Origin of the sequence: Nocardia sp. NPDC050713 (assembly GCF_040654315.1) — a bacterium.
In the GTDB taxonomy this organism is placed as follows: domain Bacteria; phylum Actinomycetota; class Actinomycetes; order Mycobacteriales; family Mycobacteriaceae; genus Nocardia.
Genome location: NZ_JBFAHS010000010.1, coordinates 123,036 through 149,137, shown reverse-complemented (window position 1 = coordinate 149,137; position 26,102 = coordinate 123,036). Strand labels below are relative to the sequence as shown.

The window sequence follows — 26,102 nt, the reverse complement described above, 5'->3', positions numbered from 1 at the left end:
ACCAAGCATGACCTCGGCCGAGCTGACCGGCCACCGAATTTCGTTCCAGCGCCGGGCTTTCCCACGTTCCCCGTTACCAGGAGACGGTCTTGCGCCACGGGTCAGGCGCCTGGTCGACCTTCTCGCGGGAACGGACCATCATCCGCTCCAGCATCGCCAGCCGCTTACGTTGCGCGATCACCTCGTGCAGTGCCGCGTTCACCGTTTCCTCGGTGTCCGTCGTGCCGAGCAGCACACCGACCACCGCCAGGGCGGCATCATCCACATCGATCGATGTCTGCGACATGCGCACCTCCCACAAATCGGCCCCTCTTCGAATCGTAGGCCGAATTTCCGCGCCGTGGACAGTGGTATTCGCGGTGGTCCGGGTTGTGGGGGACCCGGGGGGACCTTATAGTCGGGCGGGGTTCTGGCGAAACACGTTGTGCTCGTTGGGGACACGTCACAAGGGGGAGCTGTGAACGAGACGATCGATGCTGTCGCGGCGCTGCTGTGGCCGTTGCTCGCGGCGGCCGCGCTGTGTATGTTCCGCGGTCCGTTGGCGCGGGTGATCAGCTCGGCGGCGCGCAGGCAGTTCACCTTGCGCATCGGCGGGCAAGAGCTGGACATGAAGCAGGTCAGCGAGCAGCAGGAAAACATGATCGAGGATCTTCAGGTCCAGGTCCGCAGACTGCGCGAGCAGGTCGATCAGCTCACCGCCGAACGTGCGCTCGACCCCGGCGCGGGACAGGTCCGCGGCCTGCCCGGCACCGGAGACGACACCCGATCCGGCGCCGCGGAGGACGTCGGCAGCTCCTTGGACCTCGGCACGGCCCCGCCTCATCCGGAGTCCCCTGTCGCGAGCGCGATCCTGTGGGTGGACGACCACCCTTCCAACAACGCCTTCCTCATCGACCGATTGGAACGCAACGGAATTCGCGTCGACACCGCACTGACCACCGCCGCCGCCACCGACCTGCTGTCCACCCGCCGCTACGGCGCGATCATCACCGACATGAACCGCACCGAAAATGGCTCCGCCGTCCCCGACGCGGGCCTGCGCCTCACCGAAACCGTCCGTGCCCGCGGCCTCACCACCCCCGTCCTCGTCTTCACCAGCGCCCACACCGCCTGCTGCGACACCAGCGACCAGGCCATCGCCGCAGGCGCCCGCACCGTCACCTCCTCCCCCACCGACCTCACCGGCGAGCTAGCCACCCTCGGCCTCCTCCCCAGATAGTCGCCCCACCGCGGCAGTGGCAGTACGAAGTGAGCGCGAGCGGCCGCATCTGGTACTGCCCCGACTCGGAACGACGAATCGTCTGGGTGGTGCCGGCCCGCTCGGGCCATCCCAAGCAGACCGGCTGAGCCGGTAGAACGCGCCGCGAATCGGCGGACCTCGGCTCCCGCTCGGCGGGAGTTCGGCGCGGGGCGCGTGGAATGGTTGATGTCGAGGTGGGGAGTGGGCAGGGTGGGGCGGGTTCGCGGCAGGATGGCCGGGACAGGTCTCGCTCGGATATGCGAAGGAGAAGTCTGTGCGCTTCGGATTGTTCGTCCCACAGGGCTGGCGGTTGGATCTGGTGAGGATCGAGCCCGCCGCGCAGTGGGAGGTGATGCGGAATCTGGCGCAGCGCGCCGACGCGAACGACGCGTGGGAGTCGATCTGGGTCTACGACCATTTCCACACGGTCCCGGTCCCCACCGAGGAGGCCACGCACGAGGCGTGGACACTGATGTCGGCGTTCGCGGCGAGCACCTCGCGGGTGCGGCTCGGCCAGATGTGTACCGCGATCAGCTACCGCAATCCGGCCTACCTGGCGAAGGTCGCCGCGACGGTGGACGTGATCTCGGGCGGCCGGGTCGAGATGGGCATCGGCGGCGGGTGGTACGAGCACGAGTGGCGCGCCTACGGCTACGGCTTCCCCTCGGCGGGCGTGCGCCTTGGCCGCCTCGACGAGGGCGTGCAGATCTTCCGGCAGGCGTGGACCGCGGGCAAGGCCACCCTGGACGGCAAGCACTACCAGGTCGACGGCGCGATCGTCCGTCCGCTTCCGTTGCAGGAGGGCGGGATTCCGCTGTGGATCGCGGGCGGCGGTGAGCAGAAGACGCTGCGCATCGCGGCGAAGTTCGCGAACTACACCAACTTCAGCGGCAATCCCGACGAGTTCGCGCGCAAGTCGGAGATCCTGCGCGGACACTGCGCCGAGGTCGGCACCGACTTCGACGCCATCGTCCGCTCCTCGAACTTCAACGTCGCGATCGGCGCCACCGAGTCCGAGGTGGAGGACCGCCTCGCCGCCCTGCGCGATCGGCTGATCCCGTTCGTGGGCGCCGAACAGGCCGCCAAGCAGGTCGACGACCTGTTCCGCGGCACCGCCGCCGTCGGCACCCCGGAGCAGATCGTCGAAAACCTCTCCAAGATCCGCGATCTCGGCTTGGGCTACACGATCCTCAACTTCCCCGAGTCCGCCTACGACACCTCGGGCATCGAGCTCTTCGAGCGCGAGGTCATCCCGGCGCTGTCCTGATTCGACTGCGGACCGAGTCCCGTCACGACGTCGGCTCACCCGGCCCCCAGCGCAACCCGCACACGAAAGGGGCGGCCTCCCAACGGAAGCCGCCCCTTTCATCGAGCCATAAGCCTCACAACATGCAGCTCACGCAGCCCTCGACCTCTGTCCCCTCCAGCGCCATCTGCCGCAGCCGGATGTAGTACAGCGTCTTGATTCCCTTGCGCCAGGCGTAGATCTGCGCCTTGTTCAGGTCACGAGTGGTGGCCGTGTCCTTGAAGAAGAGGGTCAGCGACAGGCCCTGGTCCACATGCTGGGTGGCCGCGGCGTAGGTGTCGATGATCTTCTCGTAGCCGATCTCGTAGGCGTCCTCGTAGTACTCGAGGTTGTCGTTGTCCATGTAGGGCGCCGGGTAGTAGACGCGCCCGATCTTGCCTTCCTTGCGGATCTCGATCTTCGACGCCACCGGGTGGATCGAGCTGGTGGAGTGGTTGATGTAGGAGATCGAGCCGGTCGGCGGCACCGCCTGCAGGTTCTGGTTGTAGATGCCGTGCTCCATGACCGAGGCCTTCAGCTCGCGCCAGTCGTCCTGGGTCGGGATGTGCACGCCCGCGTCGTCGAACAGCTGACGCACCCGGTCGGTCTTCGGCTCCCACGCCTGGTCGGTGTACTTGTCGAAGTACTCGCCGCTGGCGTACTTGGATTCCGGGAAGCCGCCGAACCAGGCGCCGCGCTCGATGGCGATCCGGTTCGACGCCCGGATCGCGTGGTAGACCACGGTGTAGAAGTAGATGTTGGTGAAATCGATGCCCTCTTCGGATCCGTAGTGGACCCGCTCGCGCGCCAGGTACCCGTGCAGGTTCATCTGCCCGAGCCCGATCGCGTGGGACTCGTTGTTGCCCTGCTCGATCGACGGCACCGAGTAGATGTGCGTCTGGTCCGACACCGCGGTCAACGCGCGGATGGCCACCTCGATGGTCTGCGCGAAGTCCGGCGAGTCCATCGCCTTGGCGATGTTCAGCGAACCCAGGTTGCAGGAGATGTCCTTGCCGACCTTCTTGTAGGACAGGTCGTCGTTGAACTCCGACGCGGTGGAGACCTGCAGAATCTCCGAGCACAGGTTGGAGTGGGTGATCTTGCCCGCGATCGGGTTGGCCCTGTTCACCGTGTCCTCGAACATGATGTACGGGTAGCCCGATTCGAACTGCAGCTCGGCGATGGTCTGGAAGAACTCGCGCGCCTTGATCTTCGACTTGCGGATCCGCTTGTCGTCGACCATCTCGTAGTACTTCTCGGTGACGTCGATGTCGGCGAACGGCTTGCCGTAGATGCGCTCCACGTCGTACGGCGAGAACAGGTACATGTCCTCGTTCTTCTTCGCCAGTTCGAAGGTGATGTCGGGGATCACCACGCCGAGCGAGAGCGTCTTGATGCGGATCTTCTCGTCCGCGTTCTCCCGCTTGGTGTCCAGGAAGCGGTAGATGTCCGGGTGGTGCGCGTGCAGGTACACCGCGCCCGCGCCCTGCCGCGCGCCGAGCTGGTTGGCGTAGGAGAACGAGTCCTCGAGCAGCTTCATGATCGGGATGACGCCGGAGCTCTGGTTCTCGATCTTCTTGATCGGCGCGCCGTGCTCGCGAATGTTACTGAGCAGCAGGGCGACACCGCCGCCGCGCTTGGACAGTTGCAGCGCCGAGTTGATGGAGCGCCCGATGGACTCCATGTTGTCCTCGATGCGCAGCAGGAAGCACGACACCGGCTCGCCGCGCTGCTTCTTGCCCGAGTTCAGGAAGGTCGGGGTGGCCGGCTGGAAGCGGCCGCCGATGATCTCGTCGACCAGCTGACGCGCCAGGGTCTCGTCGCCGGCGGCCAGGGTGAGCGCCACCATGCACACACGGTCCTCGAAGCGCTCCAGGTAGCGCTTTCCGTCGAAGGTCTTGAGCGTGTACGAGGTGTAGTACTTGAACGCGCCGAGGAAGGTCGGGAACCGGAACTTGTGCGCGTAGGCCTGCTTGAACAGACTCTTGATGAACGCCCTGCTGTACTGGTCGAGAACCTCTGCCTCGTAGTAGTTCTCGTCGACCAGGTAGTCCAGCTTCTCGTCCAGGTTGTGGAAGAAGACGGTGTTCTGGTTGACGTGCTGCAGGAAGTACTGGTGGGCGGCCTCGCGGTCCTTGTCGAACTGAATCTCGCCATTCGGTCCGTACAAGTTCAGCATCGCGTTGAGGGCGTGGTAGTCGAGTACCTCGCCCGCGGCGTCGGCGCCGCGCACCGGGGGCTGCTCTAAGCGAGCTGTCTTTCCGGCGGGCGCTGTCGTTGCTGTTGCCAAAACAATCCCAATCCCTCTCGGACGCGGTCGACGTCCTCAGCGGTTCCCATGAGTTCGAAGCGATACAGATACGGCACCCCGCACTTGCGCGAGATCACCTCTCCCGCAAAGCAATAGGTATCGCCGAAGTTCGTGTTTCCCGCCGCGACGACGCCGCGCAGCAGGGCGCGGTTGTGCGGATCGTTGAGGAACTTGGCGACCTGCCGCGGCACGAAGTCCTTGTCGGACCTGTTACCCCCCAGAACGTGCCGACCGCCCCCGTAGGTGGGGACGATCAGCACGTAGGGTTCGTCGACGCGCAGCGAATCGGCGGTGTGCAGTGGTATGCGAGTGGCTGGGAGTCCCAGCTTCTCGACGAAACGATGTGTGTTCTCCGAGGCACTGGAGAAGTAGACCAGCGCGGTCCCCGTGGACATCGCTTCTCCTCTCCCATCGGACGAACGCCGAAGATGTGGCGCCGATCAGGCCGCCGCGACCGCCAGGGCCTTGATGCGGTCGGGGCGGAAGCCGGACCAGTGGTCCTCACCCGCGACGACGACCGGAGCCTGGAGGTAACCGAGGGCCATGACGTAGTCACGCGCCTCGTCGTTCTCGGAGATGTCGATGACCTCGTAGTCCACCCCGGCCTTGTCGAGGGCCTTGTAGGTGGCATTGCACTGGACGCAAGCGGGCTTGGTGTACACGGTGATGGTCATTGATGTCCCTCTCTCCTGTGCCTAATCCGCGATGTTCGCGGCCTGGTTACGCGGGCTTCCGCCTCCGGGCCCGAGCTCACATCGCGAGCCTGATCCACAGCCGGTGATCCGTATGCAGTGCGTGATCCGACGTACGCTGCGCAAACTCCTGGATCCGGTCTCGAAACCCCTGCTAGCGCCGCTGCGGACGATAGCTCCTCGCGGTGGGTCTCGCACCGCCTTCCAGCACCGAAGACACTACACCTAGTGGCCGACAGAAAGAAACGACACGACATGTTGCGAGTCGCATAGGTGTAATTCCACCGCGAGAAGTACCAGGACGCTCGATTCGCAACCCGACACGTCCGTGGTGCAGATCACAATTCCGTACCGTAGCGCTCTCTCAGCAAACTCTTGTGTCACACCTGTCACCGCCGCATCGTCTACCCCTTGTGCACTACCCCGACACATCGGAAACACAAGTCCGCCCCCGCCTCGAAGAGAGCGGGGGCGGCACCGAGGGCCGGCGCTGCGTCGGACGCCGGACGGCTCAGGCGGATACCAGCTGACCGCGCGCGGCGTCCACCAGCTCGTGCAGCGTCGCGCCGAGCTGGGTGAGCGCCTCGGCGTCCTGGCGCGGATGCGCGGCGCCGAAGCGCTCGCCGATCACACCGAAGTGCGCGTGCGCCGCCTCGACGACCTTGCCGCCCGCGACGCCAATGGCCTTGACCGCGTCGCCGTGCGCCCACCGCGCCGCGTTCGGGCTGATCGAGGCGCTGATGACGGCGACGGACTTGTCCTTCAACGCGCCCGCACCGTAGGGCCGCGAGGTCCAGTCGATGGCGTTCTTCAGCACGGCGGACAGGGTGCCGTTGTATTCCGGGGTCACCAGGAGGACACCGTCGGCGGCGGCGACAGCGTCGCGCAACCGCTGCGCGGCGGCGGGCACGGCGCCGGGGACGTCGATGTCCTCGTTGTAGAACGGGATGTCGGCGAGGCCCTCGTAAATGGTCACCTCGACACCGTCCGGCGCGGTCTGCACAGCCGCTTCGGCGAGCTGGCGGTTGATCGAGGCAACACGCAGGCTTCCCACGAGAGCGAGGATCTGGGTCTGGCTCCTGCCTTCGGCATTCGCCAGGGGCACTGTGTTGATGATTCGCTCACTACGCTCGCTCATGGCAACTCCCTGGTGTACTGAAGATGGTGTCCGACTGACACAAGACACTAACCGGACTGCGGTCCGATTACTTCCCACGAGACCGTGAGAGGGCTGTGAACTACCCCACACCGCCGGCAGGCGAACCGCCGCGCGAGCGACCCGTGCTGCGCATCGGCGCCTCTCTGCCCGGCATCGCCGAGCCCACCGAGCGCGCCGACGCGGCGCGCAATCGACAGCTGCTGCTGGACGCGGCGCAGGATCTGGTCCGCGAACACGGCGTCGACAGCCTGACGATGGACGAACTCGCCAAGCGGGCCGGCGTCGGCAAAGGCACCGTGTTCCGCCGCTTCGGCAACCGCTCCGGCCTGATGCGCGCGCTGCTCGACCACTCCGAGCAGAAGTATCAAGGGGCCTTCATGTTCGGGCCGCCACCGCTCGGACCCGGCGCGCCTCCGGTGGACCGGCTCGTCGCGTTCGGGCGCGCACGGATACTCGACATCGAGGTCGAGGGCGAGCTGTACCGGGCCGCCGAGGTCAGCGAAGCCGAGAATCGCTATACCGGCAGGCCGTACAGCCTGCTCAAGACGCACGTGGCGATGCTGTTGCGGCAGGCGGGCACGCCGGGCGAGATTCCCTTGCTCGCCGACGGTCTGCTCGCCGCACTCGCCGCGCCCCTGGTGATGTACCAGCTGAATGTCCTCCGATACGACGGGAAGCGGATCGGGGACAACTGGGAAGCCTTCGTTCGCCGGGTGGTCCCGGCCACCGCGCCAGTAGAGTGAGGAGCCATGGCTAGTCTGCGCGAACAGATCATCAGCGAATTGGGTGTCCAGCCGACGATCGAGCCGAAGCTCGAGGTGCGCCGCCGGGTCGATTTCCTCAAGGAGTATCTGCGCGCAACGCCCGCAAAGGGTTTCGTGCTCGGCATCAGCGGCGGCCAGGACAGCGCGCTGGCGGGGCGGTTGTGCCAGCTCGCCGCGGAGGAGCTGCGGGCGGAGGGCTTCGAAGCGATCTTCGTCGCGGTGCGTCTCCCCTACGGCGTGCAGTCCGACGAGGCCGACGCCAGGATCTCGATGACCTTCGTCGCACCGGACCGTTCCGTCGTGGTCAACGTACGCCCCGGCGCCAACGCGGTGGCCGCCGAGACCGCGTCCGGGCTGAAGGTGAGCAAGCTGAGCGATTTCGTCCGCGGCAACATCAAGGCCCGCGAGCGCATGGTGATCCAGTACGCCATCGCCGGTCAGGAGAACCTGCTCGTGGTCGGCACCGACCATGCCGCCGAGGCGGTCACCGGGTTCTTCACCAAGTACGGCGACGGCGGCGTCGACATGACCCCGCTCACCGGTCTCACCAAGCGCCAAGGCGCGGCGCTGCTCCAGGAACTCGGCGCGCCCGCCAGCGTCTGGTCGAAGGTACCGACCGCGGATCTCGAGGACGACCGGCCCGCGCTGCCCGACGAAGAGGCGCTCGGCCTGCGCTACAGCGAGATCGACGACTACCTCGAGGGCAAGGACGTCACACCCGAGGTGGCCGACCGAGTGGAGAGCATCTTCCGCAACACCAGGCACAAGCGCACCGTCCCGGTGACGCCGCTCGATACTTGGTGGCGCTGAAGATACGGGTCACGCGGCCGGGGTTTACTCGGCCGCCTCGACTTCGGCGAGCCGCCGCGCCAGAAACCGCCGGACCTGCTCGTTTTCCGCGATGTCGAGGGCGGCCCGGTAGCTCTCGGCGGCCTCGGGTTTCCGTCCGGCTCGGCGCAAGAGATCGGCGCGGGTGGCCGGGACCAGGTGGGTCCCGGCCAAGCGCGGCTCGTCGGCCACCTCGTCCAGTGCGGCGAGCCCGGCGTCGAATCCGCGCGAGAAGCCCACGGCGACGGCACGATTCACTCGGACAGCGGGCGAGGCGGAGTAGCGCAGCAGCTCGTCGTAGCTCGCGACGATGGCATGCCAATCGGTCTCGTCCCAACTAGGGGCCGTCGCGTGCGCCGCTGCGATGCGGGCCTGCGCCAGATACGGCCCGTCGCCGTCGGCCGCAGCGGACTCGAGGCACGCCAGACCGGCCCGGATGGCCTCGCGATTCCAGGCCGACCGGTCCTGCTCCTCCAACGGAATCAAGTCGCCTTCGGCAGACCGGCCCCGTTCGGCGCCGTGCGTCCCTTCCGCATCGGAACTCCTTGCGGCGCCGCGCCGTTGCCCGCGCCTGCTGTCCTGCAACAGCATCAACGCCAGCAGCGCCCGCGCCTCCGGCTCCTCCGGCAGCAACCCGCACAGCAGCCGACCGAGCCGAATCGCCTCGTCGCACAACTCGTCCCGCATGGCCGACGGTCCGGAGGTCGCGAAATACCCTTCGGTGAACACCAGATACACACACGCCAGCACGACCGGCAACCGCTCCGGCAGCAGGTGCGCCGGAGGCACCCGCAACGGAATACCGGCCTGCCGGATCTTCGCCTTGGCGCGGGAGAGACGTTGCGCCACGGTGTGTTCCGGTTGCAGAAAGGCTCTGGCGATCTCCACCGTTCGCATGCCGCACACCAGCCGCAGCGTCAACGCGACCTGCGACTGCGGCGACAGCGCCGGGTGGCAGCAGGTGAAGATCATCCGCAGCTGGTCGTCCGCCACCGGCGACACCTCGACCTCCTCGATCGGCGCACGCGCCACGACGGCGTCGTATTCCTTGACCGCTCTTGCCGATTCGCGCCGCAGCCGGTCCAGGGCCCGGTGCCGGGCCGCGGTGGTGATCCAGGCGCCCGGATTCGCGGGCTCGCCGCGCTCGGGCCAAGTGCGCAACGCGTCGGCGAACGCCTCCTGCACCGCGTCCTCGGCGAGGGCGATGTCGCCGACCATCCCGGCCACGGTCGCGACGGCCCGGCCGAACTCGGCGCGATAGACAGCGTCGATTCCCGCGGCCGGGCCGGTGGTCACCGTCAGGCGCCCAGGTCGACGACCTGACGCACCTCGGTGCGCCCGCGCTCGCCGAGGGGAATCGCGGCCGCGATCTCCGCCGCCTCCGCCCGGCTCGCCGCCGCGAACAGGTACAAACCGTCGACCACCTCCGCGAACTCCGTGAACGGTCCGTCGGTGAGCAGCAGTTCGCCGTCACGGACCCGCAGCGTGGTCGCCGACGACGGCGGTTGCAGCGCGCCGCCGCCCCGGATAGCCGACGCGTACTTCGCGCCGAAGCGCTCGTGCTCGGCCAGCCCCGCGTCCCACTCGGGCGTGCCAGGCGCGATCACCGCGTCCGGCGCTTCCCACAACAGCGCGAGCCACCAGTCCGCGCGTGGCGTCTCGTGCGGCGACCACATGACCATCGGCCGCAGTTCGATCGTGCCGTCCTGCGCGGCGGGCAGCTGGCGCGCGAGCTCGATCGCCGCGTCCAGATCGGGCGCGTCGAACACGTAGAACCCGCCGACGACCTCCGCCTGCTCGGCGAACGGGCCGTCGGTGACCAGAGTCCGTCCGCCATCACGCCGGACGTGCATCGCCTCGGCGGAGGGGAACAGCGCGACCCCGCCCGCCACCGCGTCGGCCGCCCGCTCCTCGAACGCCGCGTACTTCGCCACTTCGGCGTCGAACTCGGGCGTCCCGGGATCGACGCCCGGCTCCTCGCGTCCCACCAATGTCGCCAGATAGTGCATCGCGTCATCCTTCCTCGTCTCGAGGGGCCCGATACCCCTGCTACTCGGACGACGAACGGCGCGCCGGTTTCTCTACATCGCCGCGGCGAGATCTTTCGGCGCGCTCAGTAGACGAGTCCGCCTTCCGTGGCCGCCGTCGCCCGCAGCAGATCGCGGACCAAGTCGAAGTCGATCAGCTCCGGCTTGCGGAAGCGCAGGCAGCCCTTGCCCATGTCGTGGTCCGCCAGCCGCTCGGCGAACGCCGCGCGCACGTCGGTGCGCAGTAGATAGAAGGAGATGTACTGCTTCTGGTTGGCGAACGCGATCTCGCCGACGCCGTCGCGTTCGTAGCAGGGCATACCGTAGGCCATGACCTCGGTGAAACCCGTCAATTCCGCCCGGCACAGGTCGCGCATCCGGGTCACCGCCGCGCGGCGGGCCTCCGGCACCTCGGCCAGGTAGCCGTCCACATCGCTCGCCTTGCTCCGCACCACGGCTCGACTGTAGCCGGACACGGCGTCGGGCGGCGCCGCCTGAGGTAGTCCGTCCACAGCCCCGCGCACGACCGGAGCGGCGGCGCCTATCCCCCCGCGAACGGCGGAAGCACGTCGACGCGCCCGCTGAGTGCCGCGGACGGGTCGCGGGTGAGTTCGTCACCGATGAGGTAGGCGCAGACCGCCAGCATCTTGTCCAGGTCGGGACCGTACGCGGCGGCCAGGCTGGTGCGCAGATCAGCGACCGTGGCGTCGGCGGGCAGGTCGAGGCGCTCGGAGTCCTTGCCGACGGCGTCCGCGATGGCGGCGAAATAGCGGACCTCAACCACCGATGGCTCCCATCGTGCGTTCCGGCGGCACGAAGTCCGCGGCGTCGATGCCGTGTCCCGCCCACTTGTTCCACATCGCGCCGCGCCAGATGGTGGCCAGTTCGTCGTCGTCGGCGCCGGATCGGATGGCCTGGCGCAGATCGAACTCCTGATCGCTGAACAGGCAAGAGCGCAGCATGCCGTCGGCGGTCAGCCGGGTGCGGTCGCAGGTGTCGCAGAACTTGCGCGTCACCGTGGCGATGATGCCGACCGTGGCCGGGCCACCGTCGACGAGCCACTTCTCGGCGGGCGCGGACGGGTCGGAGCGACCGGCTTCGGTGAGGGTGAACCGGGCGCCGAGCACGTCGAGCAGTTCGGCGGCGGTCACCATGTTGGCGCGCGCCCACTCGTGGTCGGCGTCCAGCGGCATCTCCTCGATGAACCGCAGCTCGCACTCCTCGGCGAGGCACCACTGGAGCAGATCAGCCGCGCCGGAGAGGGTTTCGCGCATCAGCACCGCGTTCACCTTGAGCGGCGCCAGGCCCGCGGCGCGGGCGGCGCGGATACCGGCGAGCACCGATTCGAGGCGGTCGCGGCGGGTGAGCTTGGCGAAACCGTTGCGGTCCACGGTGTCCAGCGAGACGTTCACCCGGCTCAGCCCGGCGGCGGCGAGCCCGCGGGCGCGATGCTCGAGGCCGACGCCGTTGGTGGTCATGGCCAGCGGAATGCCGGGCAGTCGTTCGTGGCAGCCCGCGATGATCTGCTCCAGGTCCCGGCGCATCAGCGGTTCGCCGCCGGTGAACCGGACCTCGCGCACACCGAGCTGCTCGACGGCGAGCGCCACCAGCCGCACGATCTCGGCGACGGTCAGCAGCTCGTCCTTCGGAATCGGCGGCAGCCCCTCTTCCGGCATGCAGTACGTGCAGCGCAGCGAACACTTCTCGGTGATCGAGACCCGCAGATCGCGGGCCACCCGCCCGAAGCGGTCGACCAGCAGAGGCGTGTCGGGGCGTCCGTCGAGCGAGGGGCGCCCTGATCGCACGGCGGGTATGCCCATCTCGACCAACGTCACCCTTCCAGTATGACGCGTCGTCTACCCCGCATCACGGGCAGCGCCCGGTTCGGTCGATCTCACAAACACCCATGTCAGGCCGTGAGATCAGGCTCGACCACTATGCTTTCCGCTATGAATTCTCGGCCAGCCGGCGCTACGGCCAGGACCGTCGACGACTACCGCGACAGCATCGAACAGCTGCTGCGCCCCCTCGCGGCACGCCCGGTCGAGTCCGTCGCGGTGCCCGCCGCGCTGGGCCGCAAGCTGGCCGCCGACGTCCGCTCGCCGATCGATCTGCCGGTGTTCCGCAACTCGGCGATGGACGGCTACGCGGTGCGCGCCGACGATGTGGCGGTCGCCCCGGTGACGCTGCCGCTGGCCGGTGTGGTCGCCGCGGGACAGCCGGGCCGGGCCCCCTTGCCCGTCGGAGCGGCGCTGAAGGTGATGACCGGCGCGCCGATCCCGCCGGGCGCGGACTGCGTCGTCCCGGTGGAGGACACGCGCGCCGACGGCCGCGCCGTGATCGTCGAACGCGGCCGTGCCGCAGGCGAATTCGTGCGCGAGCCGGGCACCGACGTGCGCGCGGGCGCGCTGCTCGTGCCCGCGGGCGTCGCGCTGACGCCGCGGCACATCGCCGCGCTCGCTGCCGTCGGGGTGCCGACGGTGCCGGTCTTCCACCCGGTGCGGGCGGCGGTGATCACCACCGGCGACGAACTGGTCCCCGCGGGCCGACCGCTGCGCCCCGGACAGATCTACAACTCCAACGGCATCGCCCTCGCGGCCGCGCTGGCGGCCAACGGCGCGACGGTCGTCTCGGTCGAGCACAGCACCGACGATCCCGCGGTGTTCCGCCGACTGCTCTCCTCCGCAACGCGTTCGGCGGATCTGGTGTTCACCTCCGGCGGCGTGTCCAAGGGCGATTTCGAGGTGGTCAAGGACGTGCTCGCCGCGCAGGGCGGGGTGTTCGGCTCGGTCGCGGTGCAGCCCGGCGGGCCGCAGGGGCTGACGGTGCTGGACGGCGTCCCGGTGCTCAGCTTCCCGGGCAACCCGGTGAGCACGATGGTGTCGTTCGAGGTGTTCGCCAGGCCGATCCTGCGCCACCTGTCCGGGTTGCCGCCGGTGCGCACCAGCGAGGTTCCGTTGCTCGAGGCGGTGCGGTCCCCCGCGGGGCGGCGGCAGTTCCTGCGCGGACGACTCACCGAGAACGGCGTCGAACCGTTCTCCGGTGCGGGTTCGCACCTGATCGCGGGGATGGCGTGGGCCGACGTGCTGATCGACATTCCCGCCGACACGACCGAGCTGACCGCGGGCACACCGGTGCTCGTCCACGAACTGTGAGCGGATGCGCGCCGCGCCGCGACACTGTGCCAGGCTGGTTCTCATGACCGAGTTGTCCCATGTCGACCAGGAAGGTCGCGCCCGCATGGTCGATGTGAGCGCGAAGGCCGACACCACCCGCGTCGCCGTGGCGGCCGGTGCGCTGCACACCACCGCGGAGGTCGTCGCGCTGGTCCGCGCCGACGACCTGCCCAAGGCCGATGTGCTGTCCACCGCGCGGATCGCCGGGATCGCGGGCGCCAAGAAGACCTCCGAGCTGATTCCGCTGTGCCATCAGCTGGCGCTGTCCTCGGTGAAGGTCGAATTCGGCTTCACCGAAACGGCCATCACCATCGAGGCGACCGCCAAGACGAAGGGACCGACGGGTGTGGAGATGGAGGCGCTTACCGCGGTCGCCGTCGCCGGACTCACCCTGCACGACATGGTCAAGGCGGTCGACCCGGCGGCCACGCTCGACGGTGTCCGGCTGCTCACCAAGGAGGGCGGCAAACGCGGTCACTGGCAGCGGCCCGGCGAATCGACAGCGGACGCCGAGACCACCGTTCCCGTGGTGGAACAGGACGAAAACCCCGATGACGCGGATCGATCCGCGGTCGTGCTCGTCGCCTCGACGGGCGTGGCCGCGGGCACCAGGGTGGACACCACCGGTCCCGTGCTCGTCGAATGGCTGGCCGGACTCGGCTTCTCGGTGCGCGGCCCGCTCGTCTACGCCGACGCCGAGATCGCTGTCGGCTTGGCCGACGCCCTGCGGTTCGCGCCCGCGCTGGTGATCAGCACCGGCGGCACCGGCGCGTCACCCACCGACGCCACGCCCGAGGCGACGCTGGCCGTGTTGGACCGCGAGCTGCCCGGCGTGGCCGAGGCGATCCGGCAGCGCGGCACCGCGAAGTTCCCGCTGGCGGTGCTCAGCCGCGGGGTCGCCGGACTCGCCGGTCGGTCGGTCATCGTGAACCTGCCCGGTTCGCCGGGCGGGGTGAAGGACGGTATCGCGGTGCTCGAACCGCTCCTCGATCATCTGCTCGCGCAAGTAGCCGGAGGCGGCGCTCATGACAACACCTGAGACCACGGTGCGGGTAGCCCGCATCAGCGACCAACCGCTCGACCCCGCCGAAGTAGAGGCAGCGGTCACCGGTCCCGAACACGGCGCGGTGGTGGTCTTCACCGGCAAAGTCCGCAACCACGACGGCGGTCAGGCCGTTTCCGCGCTGGAGTACTCGGCCCATCCGCAGGCCGAACGCTTCCTGCGCGAGTGCTGCGCCGCAGCCACCGCGTCAACCGGGCTTCCGGTGGCAGCGGTGCACCGGATCGGCGCGCTGACCATCGGCGATCTCGCCATCGTGGTCGCGGTGGCCGCCCCGCACCGAGCCGAAGCCTTCACTGCCTGCGCGGAATTGGTGGACCGGATCAAACACGAGGTGCCGATCTGGAAACGGCAGCTCTTCGCCGACGGCATGTCGGAGTGGGTCAACGCCTGCGGTTGACCATCTCGTGATGTGAATCGGATGACGGATCAATCACCGCGCCGTTAGCGTTCTCGCCCAGAGTGTTCATCCGGATGTGGGGCAGGGAGGACGCGTGGGTACCGACCAGGTTTTGCTGCACCGTTTCGTCATCTCGCAGCTCACCGCTGCGGGAGCGGATCGGGACAAGCTGATACGGGAGACCGGGTTACCGGAGTGGACGATGGCGGGCGACGACATGCACCTGCCGAGCCACACTTTCTCCCGGCTCTGGGAAATCGGCGCGCACGCGCTCGGCGACCCCGCCGTCGCGTTGCAGGTGGCCAGCCGCTACGAGCTGACGAGTCTCGGGTTGTACGACTACCTGTTCTCGACCGCGCCCACCCTCGGCGCCGGTTTGGCGACCTGCGGACCGTATGTCGCCGCGGTCACCACCAATCACCGCTTCGACCTGATCGCCGAGAACGAACGGGAGACGACGCTCTACCTCGAGATCATCGACGGCGAGGGCGTGGGACGGGACCTGACCCAGCTCTGGGGATTGAGCGCGGTGCTGAGCCGGGCCCGACGCGTGGTCAGCGAACCGCTCGTGCCGCTCCGTGTCACGCTGCGCCAGCAGGCGCCCGCCGATCACCGCGCCTTCGTCGAGGTGTTCGGCACGGCCGCCATCGAATTCGGCGCGTCGGCCGACTCGATGACCTTCCGCGCCACCGATATGGATATCCCGCTGACCACCGCCGACCCGGTGCTGGCGAAGATCTTGCGCCCCTTGGCCGACGCTCTGCCGCCGCCACCGCCGCTGCCCTCGGCGTGGCCGCGGCGCGTCGCCGAGGCGCTGGCGGAGGCGCTGGACGCGGGCGACGCCTCGCTGCACCGCGTCGCCCGGCGATTGACGACCAGCCCGCGCACCTTGCAGCGCAGGCTGATGGAGGCGGGCACGACGTGGCGCAAGGAACTGGACCGGGCGCGCGATGCCCGTTTGCGGCAGGCGGCGTCGGCGGGCTCGCTGACCCGGGCACGGCAGGCGCAGCTGCTCGGTTACGCCGACGCCGGTTCGATGCGCCGTGCGGCGCGGCGCTGGAGCATCGCCGAACACGCGCACCGATGTGAGCGGTTCGACTGACACCTCACACCCGCAGGAAGCTGGCCGCGATGCGCCAGAAGGTGGCGTCCTCGATGGCCCGGAAATCCCAGCCTTCGGCGATGTCTCTGGTGGCGGCGACGATCGCGGGTACGTCGAAATCATCGCGGGTGGCGGTCCCCTTGGCCTCCAGCGCGTTGATCACGTAAGCGGTGGCGCTCTCCCACGTCTCGGACACCGAACTCTCCCATCGGTCGCACAACATCGATACGGTCGATCACGGTCATCGACCGACGCCGCGCGCGGCGCAGAGCGCCGTCCCCGAACACGGCGGGCGTGCAGCCAGTGTCACCACAACTCGGCCGCGTGGGAAGCGCCGAACGCGCCAGCTCGCGGTAAAACGCGCCAATCCCTGACGCGCTCAGTGCGGGGTGTAGCGCCACACGCCGAGCATCGCTTGCTCGTCCAGGAAATCGTCGGCGTTGTGCACGGTTTCGCGCAAGCGGGAGAGCGTGGGCTCGGACGGCATGCCCGCACCGATCAGCACCAGCTGGCTGGTGCGCGGTTCGCCGCGCCGCCACGCGCCGGGCTCGAAGACGATGTGCCTGCCGACCATGTGCAGCAAGAACTTCCGGCGCTCGGCCGCGACGCCGAACGCCGCGAAGCCCTTGGCGCGGAACAGCCCGGGCGGCGGGTCCTCCAGGAAGTCGATCAGCCTGCGCGGATCCAGTTCTCGTTCGCTGGTGAAGGAGACGCTGGTGTAGTCGTCGTGCAGGTGCCGGTGGTCGTCGTGGTGCTCGTGGTCGTGCTCGGCGAGCAGTTCGTCGAAACTGAGCTGCTCGGCGACGCGCCGGGTCGCCCGCAGCGGCTCGTCGAACAGCAGGCCTGGATCGATGCGTCCGCGGGTGGTCGCGTAGACCGGGACCGTGCCGACCAGGTCGGCGATCTCGCCGCGCAGCGTCTCCAGTTCGTCCGCACCGACCCGGTCGGCCTTGTTGACCACCACCAGATCCGCCAGCCGCAGGTGGGTCAGCAGTTCGGGGTGGCGCTCGCGGGTGGCCGGGAACTGTTCTGCGTCGACCACTTCCACCAGACCGCCGTAGCGGATGCGCGGGTTGTCGCTGCCGACCACCATGCGGATGAGATTGCGCGGCTCGGCGAGACCGCTGGCCTCCACCACGATCACATCGATGTTCGCCCTCGGCTGCGCCAGCCGGGTGAACAGGTCGTCCAGCTCGGTGACGTCGACCGCGCAGCAGACGCAGCCGTTGCCGAGCGAGACCATCGCGTCCACCTGCCCGGCGACCAGCATGGAATCGATGTTGATCGCCCCGAAGTCGTTGACGACCACGCCGATTCGGGTGCCCCGATTGTTGCGTAGCAGGTGGTTGAGCAGGGTGGTCTTCCCCGAGCCGAGAAAGCCGGCGACGATCAGCACAGGAATCCGGTCAGCCACCCGGACCACCATAGTCGGCGCGCGAAGGCCGTCGGAACGGCCGAACGCCACCCGACGGATCGGGTGGCGTTCGGTGGCGGATGCGATTACTTCGCGGGTCCGAACAGGGTGCTGGCCAGGGTGTAGGCCAGGTTGATCAGCTCCGCGGTGATCATCGTGTCGTCCATGCCGAGCGTCCGTGCCAGTGGCATGAGCAGCTCCAGCACGTCGTTCGCGAGGATGCCGAGGGTGCCGGTTTCCGAATTCGACCGGTAGTCCGGCGTCGACTGAGTGCCGGGTGTCGACTGGCTGCCGGGGGTCGACGGGCTACCGGGCAGTGCGTAGGTTCCGGGTGTCGACGGGCTGTTCGGTGTCAACCGGCTGGGGTTCGTCTGGATGGTGTCCTGGCCGGAGCCCGGGATCGGCTGGCTGCCCGGCGTCGTGCCCGGCAGGGTCTGCGACTGCGGCGCCGCGCCGTCCTGCGTCGCACCGTTGGCCGGTGTCGAGCCGTTCGGATCGAACTGCGCGGGGACCGATTGCGCTGGCACCGCCTGCGCGGGCGCCTCCGCTGGAATCGCCTGCTCTGACTGCGCGGGCGCCGAGGCGGGTAGGTCGGTGGCCGATCCGTTCGTCGCGGGCGAAGTGCCGAGCAGGTAGCTCACCAGTCCAGTGGTGACCGCGATGGCGTGTTTCAGCTGACCTTCGGGACTCTCCAGCAGCGCGGCGTCCTCCGCGTTGGCGCCGTTGCCCATCTCGAGGAACACGTTCGGCACCGCGGTCAGCGCGGGGCCCGCGATGTCGGAGCGCGTCTGCAAACCGTCCTGCACCCCGGCGTACGTGGCGGCCGGGAATCCGGCTTGCAGGTATGCGTCGCGCACCGCCTTCGTCACGGTCAGGCCGGGCCCGGACTGGACCTGGCCGACCTTGGCGTCGGACACGGGCAGCGCCGGGACGATCAGGTGGAAGCCGCGGAGATTGGGCGGCGCGCTGTCGGCGTGGATGCTCACCGCCACGTCGGCGCCGGATTCGTTGGCCGCTCGCGCCCGTTCGTCGACGCAGCCGCCCCAGCCGCTGTCGTCCTGGCGACTGAGCACGACCCGCGCGCCGATGCTTTCCAGCGAGGTCTTGATCAGCTGGGCGACGTTCCAGTTGATGGTGTGTTCGGGTACGCCGTTGACGGAGGTCATGCCGGTGGTCTGGCAGTCCTTGGTGCCGCCCCGGCCGTTGTTCACCTGTCTGCCCAGGTTCTCGGAGTGGTTCGACCCCTGGTGGCCGGGGTCGAGGAAAACCGTTTTGCCTGCGAGCTTGCCCGCCATCTCCGGCGCGACCGGGGCGGCCGTCGCGGCGACCGGGAACAGCCCGGCGAGAGTGGCGGTCACCGCGGCCGTGACGGTGGTGGAGATACCGGCCTTGATGATGCTTGGCTTCATGTTCGGTCGGCGCCCCGGGACGGAGCACCCCTCCCTTCCCACTAGTAACACCAAACCCAGTGGTTCACTCTTGCAACGCAGCGCACGGCGAAGCAAGTCCAGTTACCGAACTGTTACCAACACAGTCGGCGACATAGCGGCTGGTCAGAGGCACTGAAACCACCACGAGAAAGGGGCGTTGAGCGGGAGTGGCTTACAGCGGGCAGCGCCCGTCAGGCGGTCACGATGCGGTCGCCGTCGACCCGCACGGCCCGCGGCGCGAGCGGTCGTTCGGCGGGCCCGGTGGCTACCGTGCCGTCGAATCGGAACGCGCTGCCGTGGCAGCGGCAGACGATGGTCTCGCGCTGGATCTTCGACACCGTGCAGCCGAGGTGCGTGCAGGCGGCCGAAAAGCCTTGGAAGACACCGGCTTGCGGTTGGGTCACGACGGTGCCACCGGCGATCACGGCGCCGCCGACCGGCACGTCGGCCACCTTCGCGACCTCGGTGCCCGGCGCGACCTCGCGCGCGGACGGTTCGGCGGACGCGCAGGCGGCCACCGTCACCGCAGCGGCGGCCACCCCGGCGCCCGCCAGCGCGGTCCGTCGGTCGATTCGCAGGTCACCGCGGTCTTCGGTCGGCATCGGTCAACTCCGGCTTGGTTCGGACACTGCCGACCACGGTAAGGGGGCCTCTCGCTCGATCGCGAACCGGATCGCCGGGATCAGGCGCCGGACGGCAGTTGCCGCAGCGAGCGCAGCGCGTAGTGCACGCGGGTTTTCACGGTGCCGACCGGGACACCGAAGTCCGCAGCCACCTCGCGGTAGGCGCGGTCGCGCAGGATCACCTCGACGACCGCCTCGCGCTGGGCCGAGGGCAGCCGGGACAGCAATTCGGCGACCAGCAGGCCGTCGATCAGCCTGTCGGCGAAGTCGGGGTGGGCGATCGGGCTCTCGTCGGCGGCGTCGCCGATCTCGTCCCATGCCGTGTCGAACGGCCGCGCCGCGCGGGCGCGCGCGATGTCGATGATGACGTTGCGCTCGATGGCGAGCAGCCAGGTGCGCACGCTGCCGCGGCGCGGGTCGAACAGGCAACAGGAGCGCCAGGCCCGTAGCAACGTCTCCTGCACCGCGTGCTCGGCCAGGCCCGCGTCCCCGAGGCCGCGTCGCGCGCGCCAGTGCAGCAAACCCCCATCGGCGGCCAGTACTCGGGCCAAACCCTCTTCGGTGCACAAGCCTGCGCAGTGGGCACTACACGTACGCCGCTGCTCCGTGAGCGCACCCAATGGCCGAATACCTCTCACACCATCGATATCGCGGCGACTCAGGACGATGACACCACCGACCCGCGACAACGGCGAATTCGTGCGAACGCGGTGTGCATGTGACAGAAATCTCTCGAATACCCCCACTTCCGCGGACGACTCTGGTAGATCTGGGCCGCGGAGATGTGGGGATCTCCGCAGGTCATCCGCCCAGTTATGGGCGCGAACATCGAGGAGACAGAGCGCATGCGCATGCTCGTGATCGCGGGGGCGATGGCGTCCGCCGCGACCTTGTTCGGAGGCGGAACCGCGGCCGCCGAGCCCGCGAATTTCATGCCGGGCGACGGCCTCTACATGGTCGGCGTCGACATCCACCCCGGTATCTGGGAAGCGCCGGGAACTCCCGACCCTCTTTACGGCTGCGACTGGCGCAGGCTGTGGAAAGTGGAGGGCGACAATACGAACATGCAGTACATCATCGGCAACAACTTCACCCGGCTCGGCCCGGTCCGCGTGGAGATCAAGCCGACCGACGTCGCCTTCAAGACCGTGAACTGCGGCGCGTGGCGGATGGTGGGGTCGACGCCACCCACCGGTTCGTCCGGCTTCTGATCAGCCGTGTGCCGCCGCGTCTGTGGAGCGCGGTGGCCACCCGATCGGGCCGAGTTCGCGCCGTCCGCCTCCGGGCGCGGCGACCTCACCCGGTGACGCGCGGATTCCCGCCAACCGCACGCTGATCGACGCCGATTACCTCCGGGGTAATCGACCGGCGCGCCACCGGACGGCAGCATGGTCGGCATGATCGACGAGACCGGCACCAAGCTCTTCCACCAGTCCATGCCGTTCACCGAGCGGCTCGGCGTCGAGGTGCTCGAGCACGGCCCCGAGCTGGTGCGCAGCCGGATCGCCTGGGACGAGTCGCTGTGCACGCTCGGCGGCATGCTGCACGGCGGCGTCCTGATGTCGCTCGCCGACGCGACCGGCGCGGTGTGCGCCTTCCTCAATCTGCCCGAGGGCAAGCAGGGCACCACGACGGTGGAGTCGAAGTCCAACTTCCTGCGCGCCGTGCGCTCCGGCCACGCCGTCGCCAGCGCCCGGCCCTTGCACGCGGGACGCTCGTTCATCGTCGTCGAGACCGAGATTCGCGACGACGCCGACAAGCTCGTCGCGAAGGTCACCCAGACGCAGGCCGTGCTCTGAGACCGGCTTCACCCGTCGTGCGTCGCACGACGTCAGCGTGCCTGCCTCGGAACCGCGTCGCACGGTCGGTCGGGTACTTCGGGTAGCGCGGGGGGAATATTGTTCCGGCGCGGGTCGTTGAGGCAGTGGCAGGCGATCGTCTGCAAGCATCCGATCCGCGGCGACGGCTTTCGATTGGAACGATCGACGAAACGCCGCGTGCCGCGCTGGGCGTCAGCCCGACTCCCGCACTGTGGCACCGCCATCAGTAGTCCGCCGCGCGGAAATCATTGCGCCGCAACAGTAATCGACGTCTATCGGCTGCGGCTCGCTCGTTGTCCGTGCTGCGACGGTAGCCGATGTCGATCGGCACCGTCGAGGGGCCGAGTAACCAGCCCGAACTGCGACGCGGCGCACGCTCGACAGGTTTCACCCTTGCGCGAATCGATTCGCGGCGGGTAGCCTCGGTGCTGTCGGTGGTTGTAGACGACGTCTCCCACGGACAGACTCGGATCCCCCCTTTTCCGCGATATCGGATTCGCGATGAATGGGACCCGCTCACCCGCACCCGCGACGCATCGCGCCGATTCCGGGTCGCGGTCACGAGATCTCTACCGCATGGCCCTCGCCATCTCCCACACACTGCCTTCAGTAAGGAAACATCATGAAAGACAACAATTCTCAGCATTCGGAAGCGCACGACGACCAGGTCGAACGGCCGGTCTCCGGCATCCTCGATATCGTCGGCAACACCGCGAGCTTGCGCGTCGATGGATACTTTTCCGGCGACAACGACCTGCACGTCGCGCCCCGCTTGGTCCGCGAGAACCATTTGCGCCGAGGTGATTTCGTCACCGGCGTGGCACGATCCGCGCAGCGCGACGCGCAACCGACGGAGCGAGATGCGCAATCGACCGAACCCACAGCGCAATCGACCCGGCGTAACGCCCAATCGACCCGGCGCGACGCGCGATCACCCCAGCGCGGCGCGAAACTCGACTCGCTCCTCCGCGTCGACACTGTCAACGGCCAGCCCCCGGAGCACGCGGGCAAACGACCCATCTTCGAGAACCTCATCCCCCTCTACCCCAACCAGCGCCTGCGTCTGGAAACCGAGCCGCACGAGCTGACCACCCGCGTCACCGACCTCGTCATGCCGATCGGCAAGGGCCAGCGTGCACTGGTCGTCGCCCCACCCAAAGCGGGCAAAACCTCTGTGCTGCAAGCCATCGCGCACGGCATCGCCAAGAACCACCCCGAATGCGAGCTGATGCTCGTGCTCGTCGGCGAGCGCCCCGAAGAGGTCACCGACCTGACGCGCAGTGTCCCCGCCGACGTCGCCGCCGCCACCTTCGACCGCTCACCGCGCGATCAGATCGCGCTCGCCGAACTCGCCATCGAACGCGCCAAACGCCTGGCCGAAACCGGCCGCGACGTGGTGGTCCTGCTCGACTCGCTGACCCGCCTCGCCCGCGCCTACAACAACGCCGCGCCCACCTCGGGCCGCGTTCTCTCCGGCGGCGTCGACGCCGCGGCACTCGCCTCGCCCAAGCGCTTCCTCGGCGCCGCGCGCAACTTCGAGAACGGCGGCTCGCTCACCATCGTCGCCACCACCCTGGTCGAAACCGGCTCGCTGGCCGACACGGTGATCTTCGAGGAGTACAAGGGCACCGGCAACGCCGAACTCAAACTCGACCGCGCCACCGCCGCCCGCCGCGTCTTCCCCGCCGTCGACATCGCCCAATCCAGCACCCGCAAGGACGAACTCCTGCTCACCTCCGCCGAACTCGCCGCGACCCACCACCTGCGCCGCACCCTCACCGCCGTCGACGCCCAGCACGCCACCGAACTCCTCCTGGAGGGCTTGCGCCAGACCGCGACCAACGCCGAATTCCTCACCCAGCTCCCCAAACCACACCCCTGATCGCCTTTAAGCCCTCCTTAAGCCCCTGTCAAGACCCCCAAGGCATTGTTTATTTCAGCCCGGCCGGGCCTGTCCCAGGAGGGGGGGACAGGGTCGGCCGGGCGCTTTCGATAGCTGGCATCACCGCGGACCGCATCCGCACCCACGCGCGAGACAGCTCACGTAGTTGCCGCAGATCGGCATCGAAGTCCCGCGCGGACAGCCCGAGCGGCTCTGCGCTCCTGCGATTTTCCGGTGGCGCTCCCGCCTTGCGCGCCGCGGTGGCCAGTGCGAGCCGGTGCGCGAATCGATCGATTTCGCCCGGACCTTCGCCCAGCCTGTCGTAAACCGGCGGCAAGTACGGCCCGAGGTGAAGGATGGCATCCCGGATCTCCACGGTCATCCGGAACAACCGGCCGTCGCTGCCGCTGTCGGCGTCCGGGGTCATCACGATTTCCGGTACCGCTTCGGTCAAGTCGCGCCACAGCACGTGCAGCCGCCGACAAGAGCGGCTCGCGGAATCCAACCCGGCCGCGTCGATCAACGCGGCGGCGAGGGGCAGTGTCACCAGCAGACCGTCGGCGGCGACGCAGACGGTGAAGATCCATTCGATCCGTGGCAGATGGGGCCCCAGCTCGGGTCGCCCGAACATCAGCTCCGAGGCCGACAGCAGCTGGTTCGTCCAGATGAAGAGGTTCACCGCAAGCAGCCCGAAAGCGACCAGCTTCTCGACTGCTCTCGAGCTCCGCAGCTCCCGCAACCCGCGCATCGCGAACAGGGCCATGATGACGGCGACCGGACCACCGATGGCGAGAGCGAGAAGCCAGCCCTGCCAACCGATTCCGAAATCCAACGGCAGTCCCTTCGCGTCGGCCGACCACCCGGCGAAGAGAATCACCGCCGTCGACGCGAGTGCGATCGAGCAGTGGCGCCGTTCACGTCGCCGGACCCGCCCCATCTCCTCGTGCGGCCCTTCGACGCGAGCGATGCCGAGGAAATAGGTGGTCGACAGCACCACACAGCCGATCGCGAGCAGTTCCACCACACCGGCGAACGGGCCCGCCTCCGGCCAGCGGTACAGCAGCAGTCCGAACAGGCTGCACAGCAGCAACCGATTCACCAGGTAGTCGACGACGGTCTCCCGGACGAGGAGGAATCTTCCGGCGAGCACCAGCGACAGTGCGCCGACGATCGCCCAGGCGACACCGTCGGGAACCGTGAAGGACATCGCTACATCCTCTCCGGTGTCGCTCGAACCTCGTCCGGCCGGTTCCGACGAATCCGCGGCGACCGGCGCCGTGGCGCAGCAGCGCATGCGCGCTAGCCGGCGATCACCAGGGCGGTCGCGCCGAGGAACACCACCTGCAACACGGTGCGCAGCGGGAGCGGCATCGTCTTGATGCCCACGCCTTTTCGCACCGCCCAGACGTTGGCGGGGAACATCACGACGAGCAGTGCGGCGAGGCCCGCCGCCGCGAGGGCCGCGGTGGCCGGAATCAACAGGCCGACCGCGCCCGCGACTTCGAGCACGCCGGTCAGCGCGACCAGTGCGGGTGCGGCGGGCAGTCGCGGCGGCACCATCTCGATCAGCGCCGAGCGTCGTGGTTGGAGGAAATGCGCGCTCGCGGTCGACGCGAACATGGCGGCGAGGCCGAAACGAATTGCGTCCGACCACGAATCGAGCCAGGACAGATCGACGAACCAGCCGAGCAGGCGGGCGAGCGCGGTGACGGCGGCGAGGATGACGAAGGGGGCCATGACTATCTCCCGAGGTGTGGCACGAACCAATCTTGACACTGGAAAGATTAGGGACAGCCCCGCGAACTTGTCAATGACAAGATTCTCGGCCACTATCGGAGGCATGGCGAAGAGCGGTTACCACCACGGCGATCTACGCACCGCGATGCTGACCGCGGCGGCCGAGCAGATCGCCGCCGACGGCGTCGACGCGATCTCCCTGCGCGGGCTCGCGCGGCGCGCGGGCGTCTCCCACGCGGCGCCCGCCCACCATTTCGGCGATCGCGCCGGTCTCCTCACCGCGCTGGCCATCGAGGGCTACGACCTGCTCGGCGCGGAACTCGACAGCGCGGGACCGGACTTCCGCGACGTCGCGGTCGCCTATGTCCGCTTCGCGCTGAACCATCCCGGACACTTCGACGTGATGTTCCGTCGCGACCTGCTGCACGCCGACGACGCGGACCTGCGCGCCGCGCGGACGCGCTCCGGAGCCGCGCTGCGCGCCGGCGTCGCCGACCTGCGCCTCGAACGCACCGACCGACGGGAACGCGCCACCCAGCTGGCCGCTTGGTCGCTGGTGCACGGCTTCGCTGCCCTGTGGCGAGAGGGGGCGCTGACGGATTCGGCGCTGGCCGACACGACGGACCCGGAAGAACTGGCCCGCGCCATGCTGGCCACGGTCCAGTTCGACTGAGACAGTCACCACACCGCGTGCGGCGTATCTTCTTGCACAGCAACGACGAAAGGAGCAGGCGGTCGATCGCCGGTCGATCCCGCCAACGCACCATGGAAGTCCACGCCTACCCCACCTCGGCGACCACGCCGGTGGATCTCGCTGCGGCGCAACAGATCGCCGCGCGGTACTTGTCCGTCACGGACCAACTCGACGGCGGAATCGCACAACTGGTCACCGAATTCGATGGCGGCTTCGTCGTCGTCGCGGTCCGCGGGCCGGTGCCGGAAGGCGATTCGCCACTACCGCCGCCGGTGATCGGCGGTTCGGTCGGCGTCATCGACAAGGCCACCGGAGCCGTCTCGTACTGGCCGACCTACCCGGCCGCGCTGATCGCCGAGCAGTACGACGAGATGTTGCGCACCGGTCGGCTGATCGTCGCCGACGACTGGCCGACCGAAGACGAGCTCGAGGAGGAATAGCTCCCCGCTACGGGTTCC

The 26,102-nt window shown here is 68.6% G+C and carries 30 protein-coding genes; 13 read left to right on the top strand and 17 right to left on the bottom strand.

Translation table 11 applies throughout. The features are described from left to right. Positions 1-73: 73 nt before the first annotated feature. A complete protein-coding gene (locus AB0H49_RS19760; protein WP_354999152.1) occupies positions 74-286 on the bottom strand; it encodes a type II toxin-antitoxin system VapB family antitoxin in 213 nt (70 codons plus the stop codon). A gap of 171 nt (positions 287-457) precedes the next feature. Between AB0H49_RS19760 and AB0H49_RS19755 the strand changes: the two genes are divergently transcribed. Next, positions 458-1,219 carry a response regulator gene (locus AB0H49_RS19755; RefSeq protein WP_357253316.1) on the top strand — a complete coding sequence of 254 codons (762 nt, stop codon included), beginning with the start codon at positions 458-460 and terminating at the stop codon, positions 1,217-1,219. Positions 1,220-1,514: 295 nt separating this feature from the next. Next, on the top strand, positions 1,515-2,507 hold the full coding sequence (locus tag AB0H49_RS19750; protein ID WP_357253314.1) for an LLM class F420-dependent oxidoreductase: 993 nt from the start codon (positions 1,515-1,517) through the stop codon (positions 2,505-2,507). A 115-nt stretch (positions 2,508-2,622) separates the two neighbouring features. Here AB0H49_RS19750 and nrdE read toward each other — a convergent pair whose 3' ends face one another. From nrdE to AB0H49_RS19730, 4 genes are all read right to left on the bottom strand, one after another. Further along, complete coding sequence (gene nrdE, locus AB0H49_RS19745; RefSeq protein ID WP_354999824.1) at positions 2,623-4,704, bottom strand: class 1b ribonucleoside-diphosphate reductase subunit alpha; 2,082 nt, start codon at positions 4,702-4,704, stop codon at positions 2,623-2,625. Positions 4,705-4,769: 65 nt separating this feature from the next. Continuing rightward, positions 4,770-5,231: a class Ib ribonucleoside-diphosphate reductase assembly flavoprotein NrdI gene (nrdI, locus tag AB0H49_RS19740; protein WP_354999149.1), complete on the bottom strand. Its 462-nt coding sequence runs from the start codon at positions 5,229-5,231 to the stop codon at positions 4,770-4,772. 45 nt (positions 5,232-5,276) lie between these two features. Then, positions 5,277-5,510 carry a redoxin NrdH gene (locus tag AB0H49_RS19735; RefSeq protein ID WP_067781531.1) on the bottom strand — a complete coding sequence of 78 codons (234 nt, stop codon included), beginning with the start codon at positions 5,508-5,510 and terminating at the stop codon, positions 5,277-5,279. 529 nt (positions 5,511-6,039) lie between these two features. Further along, on the bottom strand, positions 6,040-6,666 hold the full coding sequence (locus AB0H49_RS19730) for an NAD(P)H-dependent oxidoreductase (protein ID WP_354999148.1): 627 nt from the start codon (positions 6,664-6,666) through the stop codon (positions 6,040-6,042). 143 nt (positions 6,667-6,809) lie between these two features. Between AB0H49_RS19730 and AB0H49_RS19725 the strand changes: the two genes are divergently transcribed. Beyond that, positions 6,810-7,430 carry a helix-turn-helix domain-containing protein gene (locus AB0H49_RS19725; RefSeq protein ID WP_354999823.1) on the top strand — a complete coding sequence of 207 codons (621 nt, stop codon included), beginning with the start codon at positions 6,810-6,812 and terminating at the stop codon, positions 7,428-7,430. Positions 7,431-7,436: 6 nt separating this feature from the next. Continuing rightward, positions 7,437-8,261 (top strand): ammonia-dependent NAD(+) synthetase, encoded by an 825-nt coding sequence (gene nadE / locus AB0H49_RS19720; protein ID WP_354999147.1) that lies wholly within the window; start codon positions 7,437-7,439, stop codon positions 8,259-8,261. A 24-nt stretch (positions 8,262-8,285) separates the two neighbouring features. Here nadE and AB0H49_RS19715 read toward each other — a convergent pair whose 3' ends face one another. The 5 genes from AB0H49_RS19715 to moaA form a co-directional block, all read right to left on the bottom strand. After that, the gene (locus tag AB0H49_RS19715) at positions 8,286-9,575 is read right to left on the bottom strand and encodes a sigma-70 family RNA polymerase sigma factor (protein ID WP_357253310.1); all 1,290 of its coding nucleotides are present in this window, start codon (positions 9,573-9,575) and stop codon (positions 8,286-8,288) included. 2 nt (positions 9,576-9,577) lie between these two features. Beyond that, positions 9,578-10,288 carry a YciI family protein gene (locus AB0H49_RS19710; protein WP_357253308.1) on the bottom strand — a complete coding sequence of 237 codons (711 nt, stop codon included), beginning with the start codon at positions 10,286-10,288 and terminating at the stop codon, positions 9,578-9,580. Between the two features lie 104 nt (positions 10,289-10,392). Next, positions 10,393-10,761, bottom strand: coding sequence for a DUF1801 domain-containing protein (locus AB0H49_RS19705; RefSeq protein WP_357253306.1), 369 nt, complete (start codon positions 10,759-10,761; stop codon positions 10,393-10,395). Between the two features lie 86 nt (positions 10,762-10,847). Continuing rightward, entirely contained in the window at positions 10,848-11,090 is a 243-nt protein-coding gene (locus tag AB0H49_RS19700) for a MoaD/ThiS family protein (protein ID WP_354999143.1), read from the bottom strand. After that, positions 11,083-12,141: a GTP 3',8-cyclase MoaA gene (moaA, locus tag AB0H49_RS19695; protein WP_357253304.1), complete on the bottom strand. Its 1,059-nt coding sequence runs from the start codon at positions 12,139-12,141 to the stop codon at positions 11,083-11,085. Before moaA ends, AB0H49_RS19700 begins: the two co-directional genes overlap by 8 nt. Before the next feature lie 114 nt (positions 12,142-12,255). Between moaA and glp the strand changes: the two genes are divergently transcribed. From glp to AB0H49_RS19675, 4 genes are all read left to right on the top strand, one after another. Continuing rightward, positions 12,256-13,461, top strand: coding sequence for a gephyrin-like molybdotransferase Glp (glp, locus tag AB0H49_RS19690; protein WP_357253302.1), 1,206 nt, complete (start codon positions 12,256-12,258; stop codon positions 13,459-13,461). A gap of 43 nt (positions 13,462-13,504) precedes the next feature. Then, a complete protein-coding gene (gene moaCB / locus AB0H49_RS19685; protein ID WP_357253300.1) occupies positions 13,505-14,521 on the top strand; it encodes a bifunctional molybdenum cofactor biosynthesis protein MoaC/MoaB in 1,017 nt (338 codons plus the stop codon). Beyond that, a complete protein-coding gene (locus AB0H49_RS19680; RefSeq protein WP_357253298.1) occupies positions 14,508-14,942 on the top strand; it encodes a molybdenum cofactor biosynthesis protein MoaE in 435 nt (144 codons plus the stop codon). Before moaCB ends, AB0H49_RS19680 begins: the two co-directional genes overlap by 14 nt. A gap of 94 nt (positions 14,943-15,036) precedes the next feature. Then, the gene (locus tag AB0H49_RS19675; RefSeq protein ID WP_357253296.1) at positions 15,037-16,044 is read left to right on the top strand and encodes an AraC family transcriptional regulator ligand-binding domain-containing protein; all 1,008 of its coding nucleotides are present in this window, start codon (positions 15,037-15,039) and stop codon (positions 16,042-16,044) included. A gap of 4 nt (positions 16,045-16,048) precedes the next feature. Here the strand turns inward: AB0H49_RS19675 and AB0H49_RS19670 are convergent, their stop codons facing one another. The 5 genes from AB0H49_RS19670 to AB0H49_RS19650 form a co-directional block, all read right to left on the bottom strand. After that, complete coding sequence (locus AB0H49_RS19670) at positions 16,049-16,240, bottom strand: hypothetical protein (protein WP_354999137.1); 192 nt, start codon at positions 16,238-16,240, stop codon at positions 16,049-16,051. 183 nt (positions 16,241-16,423) lie between these two features. Further along, positions 16,424-17,470, bottom strand: a complete 1,047-nt coding sequence (locus AB0H49_RS19665; protein WP_357253480.1) for a CobW family GTP-binding protein — start codon at positions 17,468-17,470, stop codon at positions 16,424-16,426. 74 nt (positions 17,471-17,544) lie between these two features. Then, on the bottom strand, positions 17,545-18,867 hold the full coding sequence (locus AB0H49_RS19660; protein ID WP_357253294.1) for an N-acetylmuramoyl-L-alanine amidase: 1,323 nt from the start codon (positions 18,865-18,867) through the stop codon (positions 17,545-17,547). Positions 18,868-19,079: 212 nt separating this feature from the next. After that, positions 19,080-19,490, bottom strand: coding sequence for a Rieske (2Fe-2S) protein (locus AB0H49_RS19655; RefSeq protein WP_354999135.1), 411 nt, complete (start codon positions 19,488-19,490; stop codon positions 19,080-19,082). Positions 19,491-19,570: 80 nt separating this feature from the next. Next, complete coding sequence (locus AB0H49_RS19650) at positions 19,571-20,080, bottom strand: sigma-70 family RNA polymerase sigma factor (protein WP_357253291.1); 510 nt, start codon at positions 20,078-20,080, stop codon at positions 19,571-19,573. Between the two features lie 276 nt (positions 20,081-20,356). On the opposite strand from AB0H49_RS19650, the gene AB0H49_RS19645 reads away from it, so the two are divergent. The 3 genes from AB0H49_RS19645 to rho all read left to right on the top strand — a co-directional run bounded on the left by AB0H49_RS19645 (position 20,357) and on the right by rho (position 23,213). Further along, on the top strand, positions 20,357-20,722 hold the full coding sequence (locus tag AB0H49_RS19645; protein WP_354999133.1) for a hypothetical protein: 366 nt from the start codon (positions 20,357-20,359) through the stop codon (positions 20,720-20,722). 186 nt (positions 20,723-20,908) lie between these two features. Further along, positions 20,909-21,310, top strand: a complete 402-nt coding sequence (locus tag AB0H49_RS19640) for a PaaI family thioesterase (protein WP_067781745.1) — start codon at positions 20,909-20,911, stop codon at positions 21,308-21,310. 643 nt (positions 21,311-21,953) lie between these two features. After that, positions 21,954-23,213, top strand: coding sequence for a transcription termination factor Rho (gene rho / locus AB0H49_RS19635; protein ID WP_357253289.1), 1,260 nt, complete (start codon positions 21,954-21,956; stop codon positions 23,211-23,213). A 49-nt stretch (positions 23,214-23,262) separates the two neighbouring features. Here the strand turns inward: rho and AB0H49_RS19630 are convergent, their stop codons facing one another. Both AB0H49_RS19630 and AB0H49_RS19625 read right to left on the bottom strand, forming a co-directional pair. Then, entirely contained in the window at positions 23,263-24,420 is a 1,158-nt protein-coding gene (locus tag AB0H49_RS19630; protein WP_357253287.1) for a DUF6545 domain-containing protein, read from the bottom strand. Positions 24,421-24,512: 92 nt separating this feature from the next. Then, on the bottom strand, positions 24,513-24,950 hold the full coding sequence (locus AB0H49_RS19625; protein WP_357253285.1) for a hypothetical protein: 438 nt from the start codon (positions 24,948-24,950) through the stop codon (positions 24,513-24,515). Between the two features lie 103 nt (positions 24,951-25,053). On the opposite strand from AB0H49_RS19625, the gene AB0H49_RS19620 reads away from it, so the two are divergent. Together AB0H49_RS19620 and AB0H49_RS19615 are read left to right on the top strand one after the other, a co-directional pair. Next, complete coding sequence (locus tag AB0H49_RS19620; RefSeq protein WP_354999128.1) at positions 25,054-25,623, top strand: TetR/AcrR family transcriptional regulator; 570 nt, start codon at positions 25,054-25,056, stop codon at positions 25,621-25,623. A gap of 92 nt (positions 25,624-25,715) precedes the next feature. Then, positions 25,716-26,084 (top strand): hypothetical protein, encoded by a 369-nt coding sequence (locus AB0H49_RS19615; protein ID WP_357253282.1) that lies wholly within the window; start codon positions 25,716-25,718, stop codon positions 26,082-26,084. Positions 26,085-26,102 lie beyond the last annotated feature (18 nt).

What these genes read in the sequence shown, in the direction of transcription:
- AB0H49_RS19735 (WP_067781531.1), bottom strand. Translation starts at nt 5,510, where the DNA reads ATGACCATCACCGTGTACACCAAGCCCGCTTGCGTCCAGTGCAATGCC.
- AB0H49_RS19760 (WP_354999152.1), bottom strand. Translation starts at nt 286, where the DNA reads ATGTCGCAGACATCGATCGATGTGGATGATGCCGCCCTGGCGGTGGTC.
- AB0H49_RS19665 (WP_357253480.1), bottom strand. Translation starts at nt 17,470, where the DNA reads ATGGTGGTCCGGGTGGCTGACCGGATTCCTGTGCTGATCGTCGCCGGC.
- nrdE (WP_354999824.1), bottom strand. Translation starts at nt 4,704, where the DNA reads ATGCTGAACTTGTACGGACCGAATGGCGAGATTCAGTTCGACAAGGAC.
- AB0H49_RS19645 (WP_354999133.1), top strand. Translation starts at nt 20,357, where the DNA reads ATGCGCATGCTCGTGATCGCGGGGGCGATGGCGTCCGCCGCGACCTTG.
- AB0H49_RS19630 (WP_357253287.1), bottom strand. Translation starts at nt 24,420, where the DNA reads ATGTCCTTCACGGTTCCCGACGGTGTCGCCTGGGCGATCGTCGGCGCA.
- AB0H49_RS19660 (WP_357253294.1), bottom strand. Translation starts at nt 18,867, where the DNA reads ATGAAGCCAAGCATCATCAAGGCCGGTATCTCCACCACCGTCACGGCC.
- AB0H49_RS19680 (WP_357253298.1), top strand. Translation starts at nt 14,508, where the DNA reads ATGACAACACCTGAGACCACGGTGCGGGTAGCCCGCATCAGCGACCAA.
- nrdI (WP_354999149.1), bottom strand. Translation starts at nt 5,231, where the DNA reads ATGTCCACGGGGACCGCGCTGGTCTACTTCTCCAGTGCCTCGGAGAAC.
- moaCB (WP_357253300.1), top strand. Translation starts at nt 13,505, where the DNA reads ATGACCGAGTTGTCCCATGTCGACCAGGAAGGTCGCGCCCGCATGGTC.
- AB0H49_RS19655 (WP_354999135.1), bottom strand. Translation starts at nt 19,490, where the DNA reads ATGCCGACCGAAGACCGCGGTGACCTGCGAATCGACCGACGGACCGCG.
- AB0H49_RS19730 (WP_354999148.1), bottom strand. Translation starts at nt 6,666, where the DNA reads ATGAGCGAGCGTAGTGAGCGAATCATCAACACAGTGCCCCTGGCGAAT.
- AB0H49_RS19620 (WP_354999128.1), top strand. Translation starts at nt 25,054, where the DNA reads ATGGCGAAGAGCGGTTACCACCACGGCGATCTACGCACCGCGATGCTG.
- AB0H49_RS19625 (WP_357253285.1), bottom strand. Translation starts at nt 24,950, where the DNA reads ATGGCCCCCTTCGTCATCCTCGCCGCCGTCACCGCGCTCGCCCGCCTG.
- AB0H49_RS19710 (WP_357253308.1), bottom strand. Translation starts at nt 10,288, where the DNA reads ATGCACTATCTGGCGACATTGGTGGGACGCGAGGAGCCGGGCGTCGAT.
- AB0H49_RS19615 (WP_357253282.1), top strand. Translation starts at nt 25,716, where the DNA reads ATGGAAGTCCACGCCTACCCCACCTCGGCGACCACGCCGGTGGATCTC.
- AB0H49_RS19640 (WP_067781745.1), top strand. Translation starts at nt 20,909, where the DNA reads ATGATCGACGAGACCGGCACCAAGCTCTTCCACCAGTCCATGCCGTTC.
- nadE (WP_354999147.1), top strand. Translation starts at nt 7,437, where the DNA reads ATGGCTAGTCTGCGCGAACAGATCATCAGCGAATTGGGTGTCCAGCCG.
- rho (WP_357253289.1), top strand. Translation starts at nt 21,954, where the DNA reads ATGAAAGACAACAATTCTCAGCATTCGGAAGCGCACGACGACCAGGTC.
- glp (WP_357253302.1), top strand. Translation starts at nt 12,256, where the DNA reads ATGAATTCTCGGCCAGCCGGCGCTACGGCCAGGACCGTCGACGACTAC.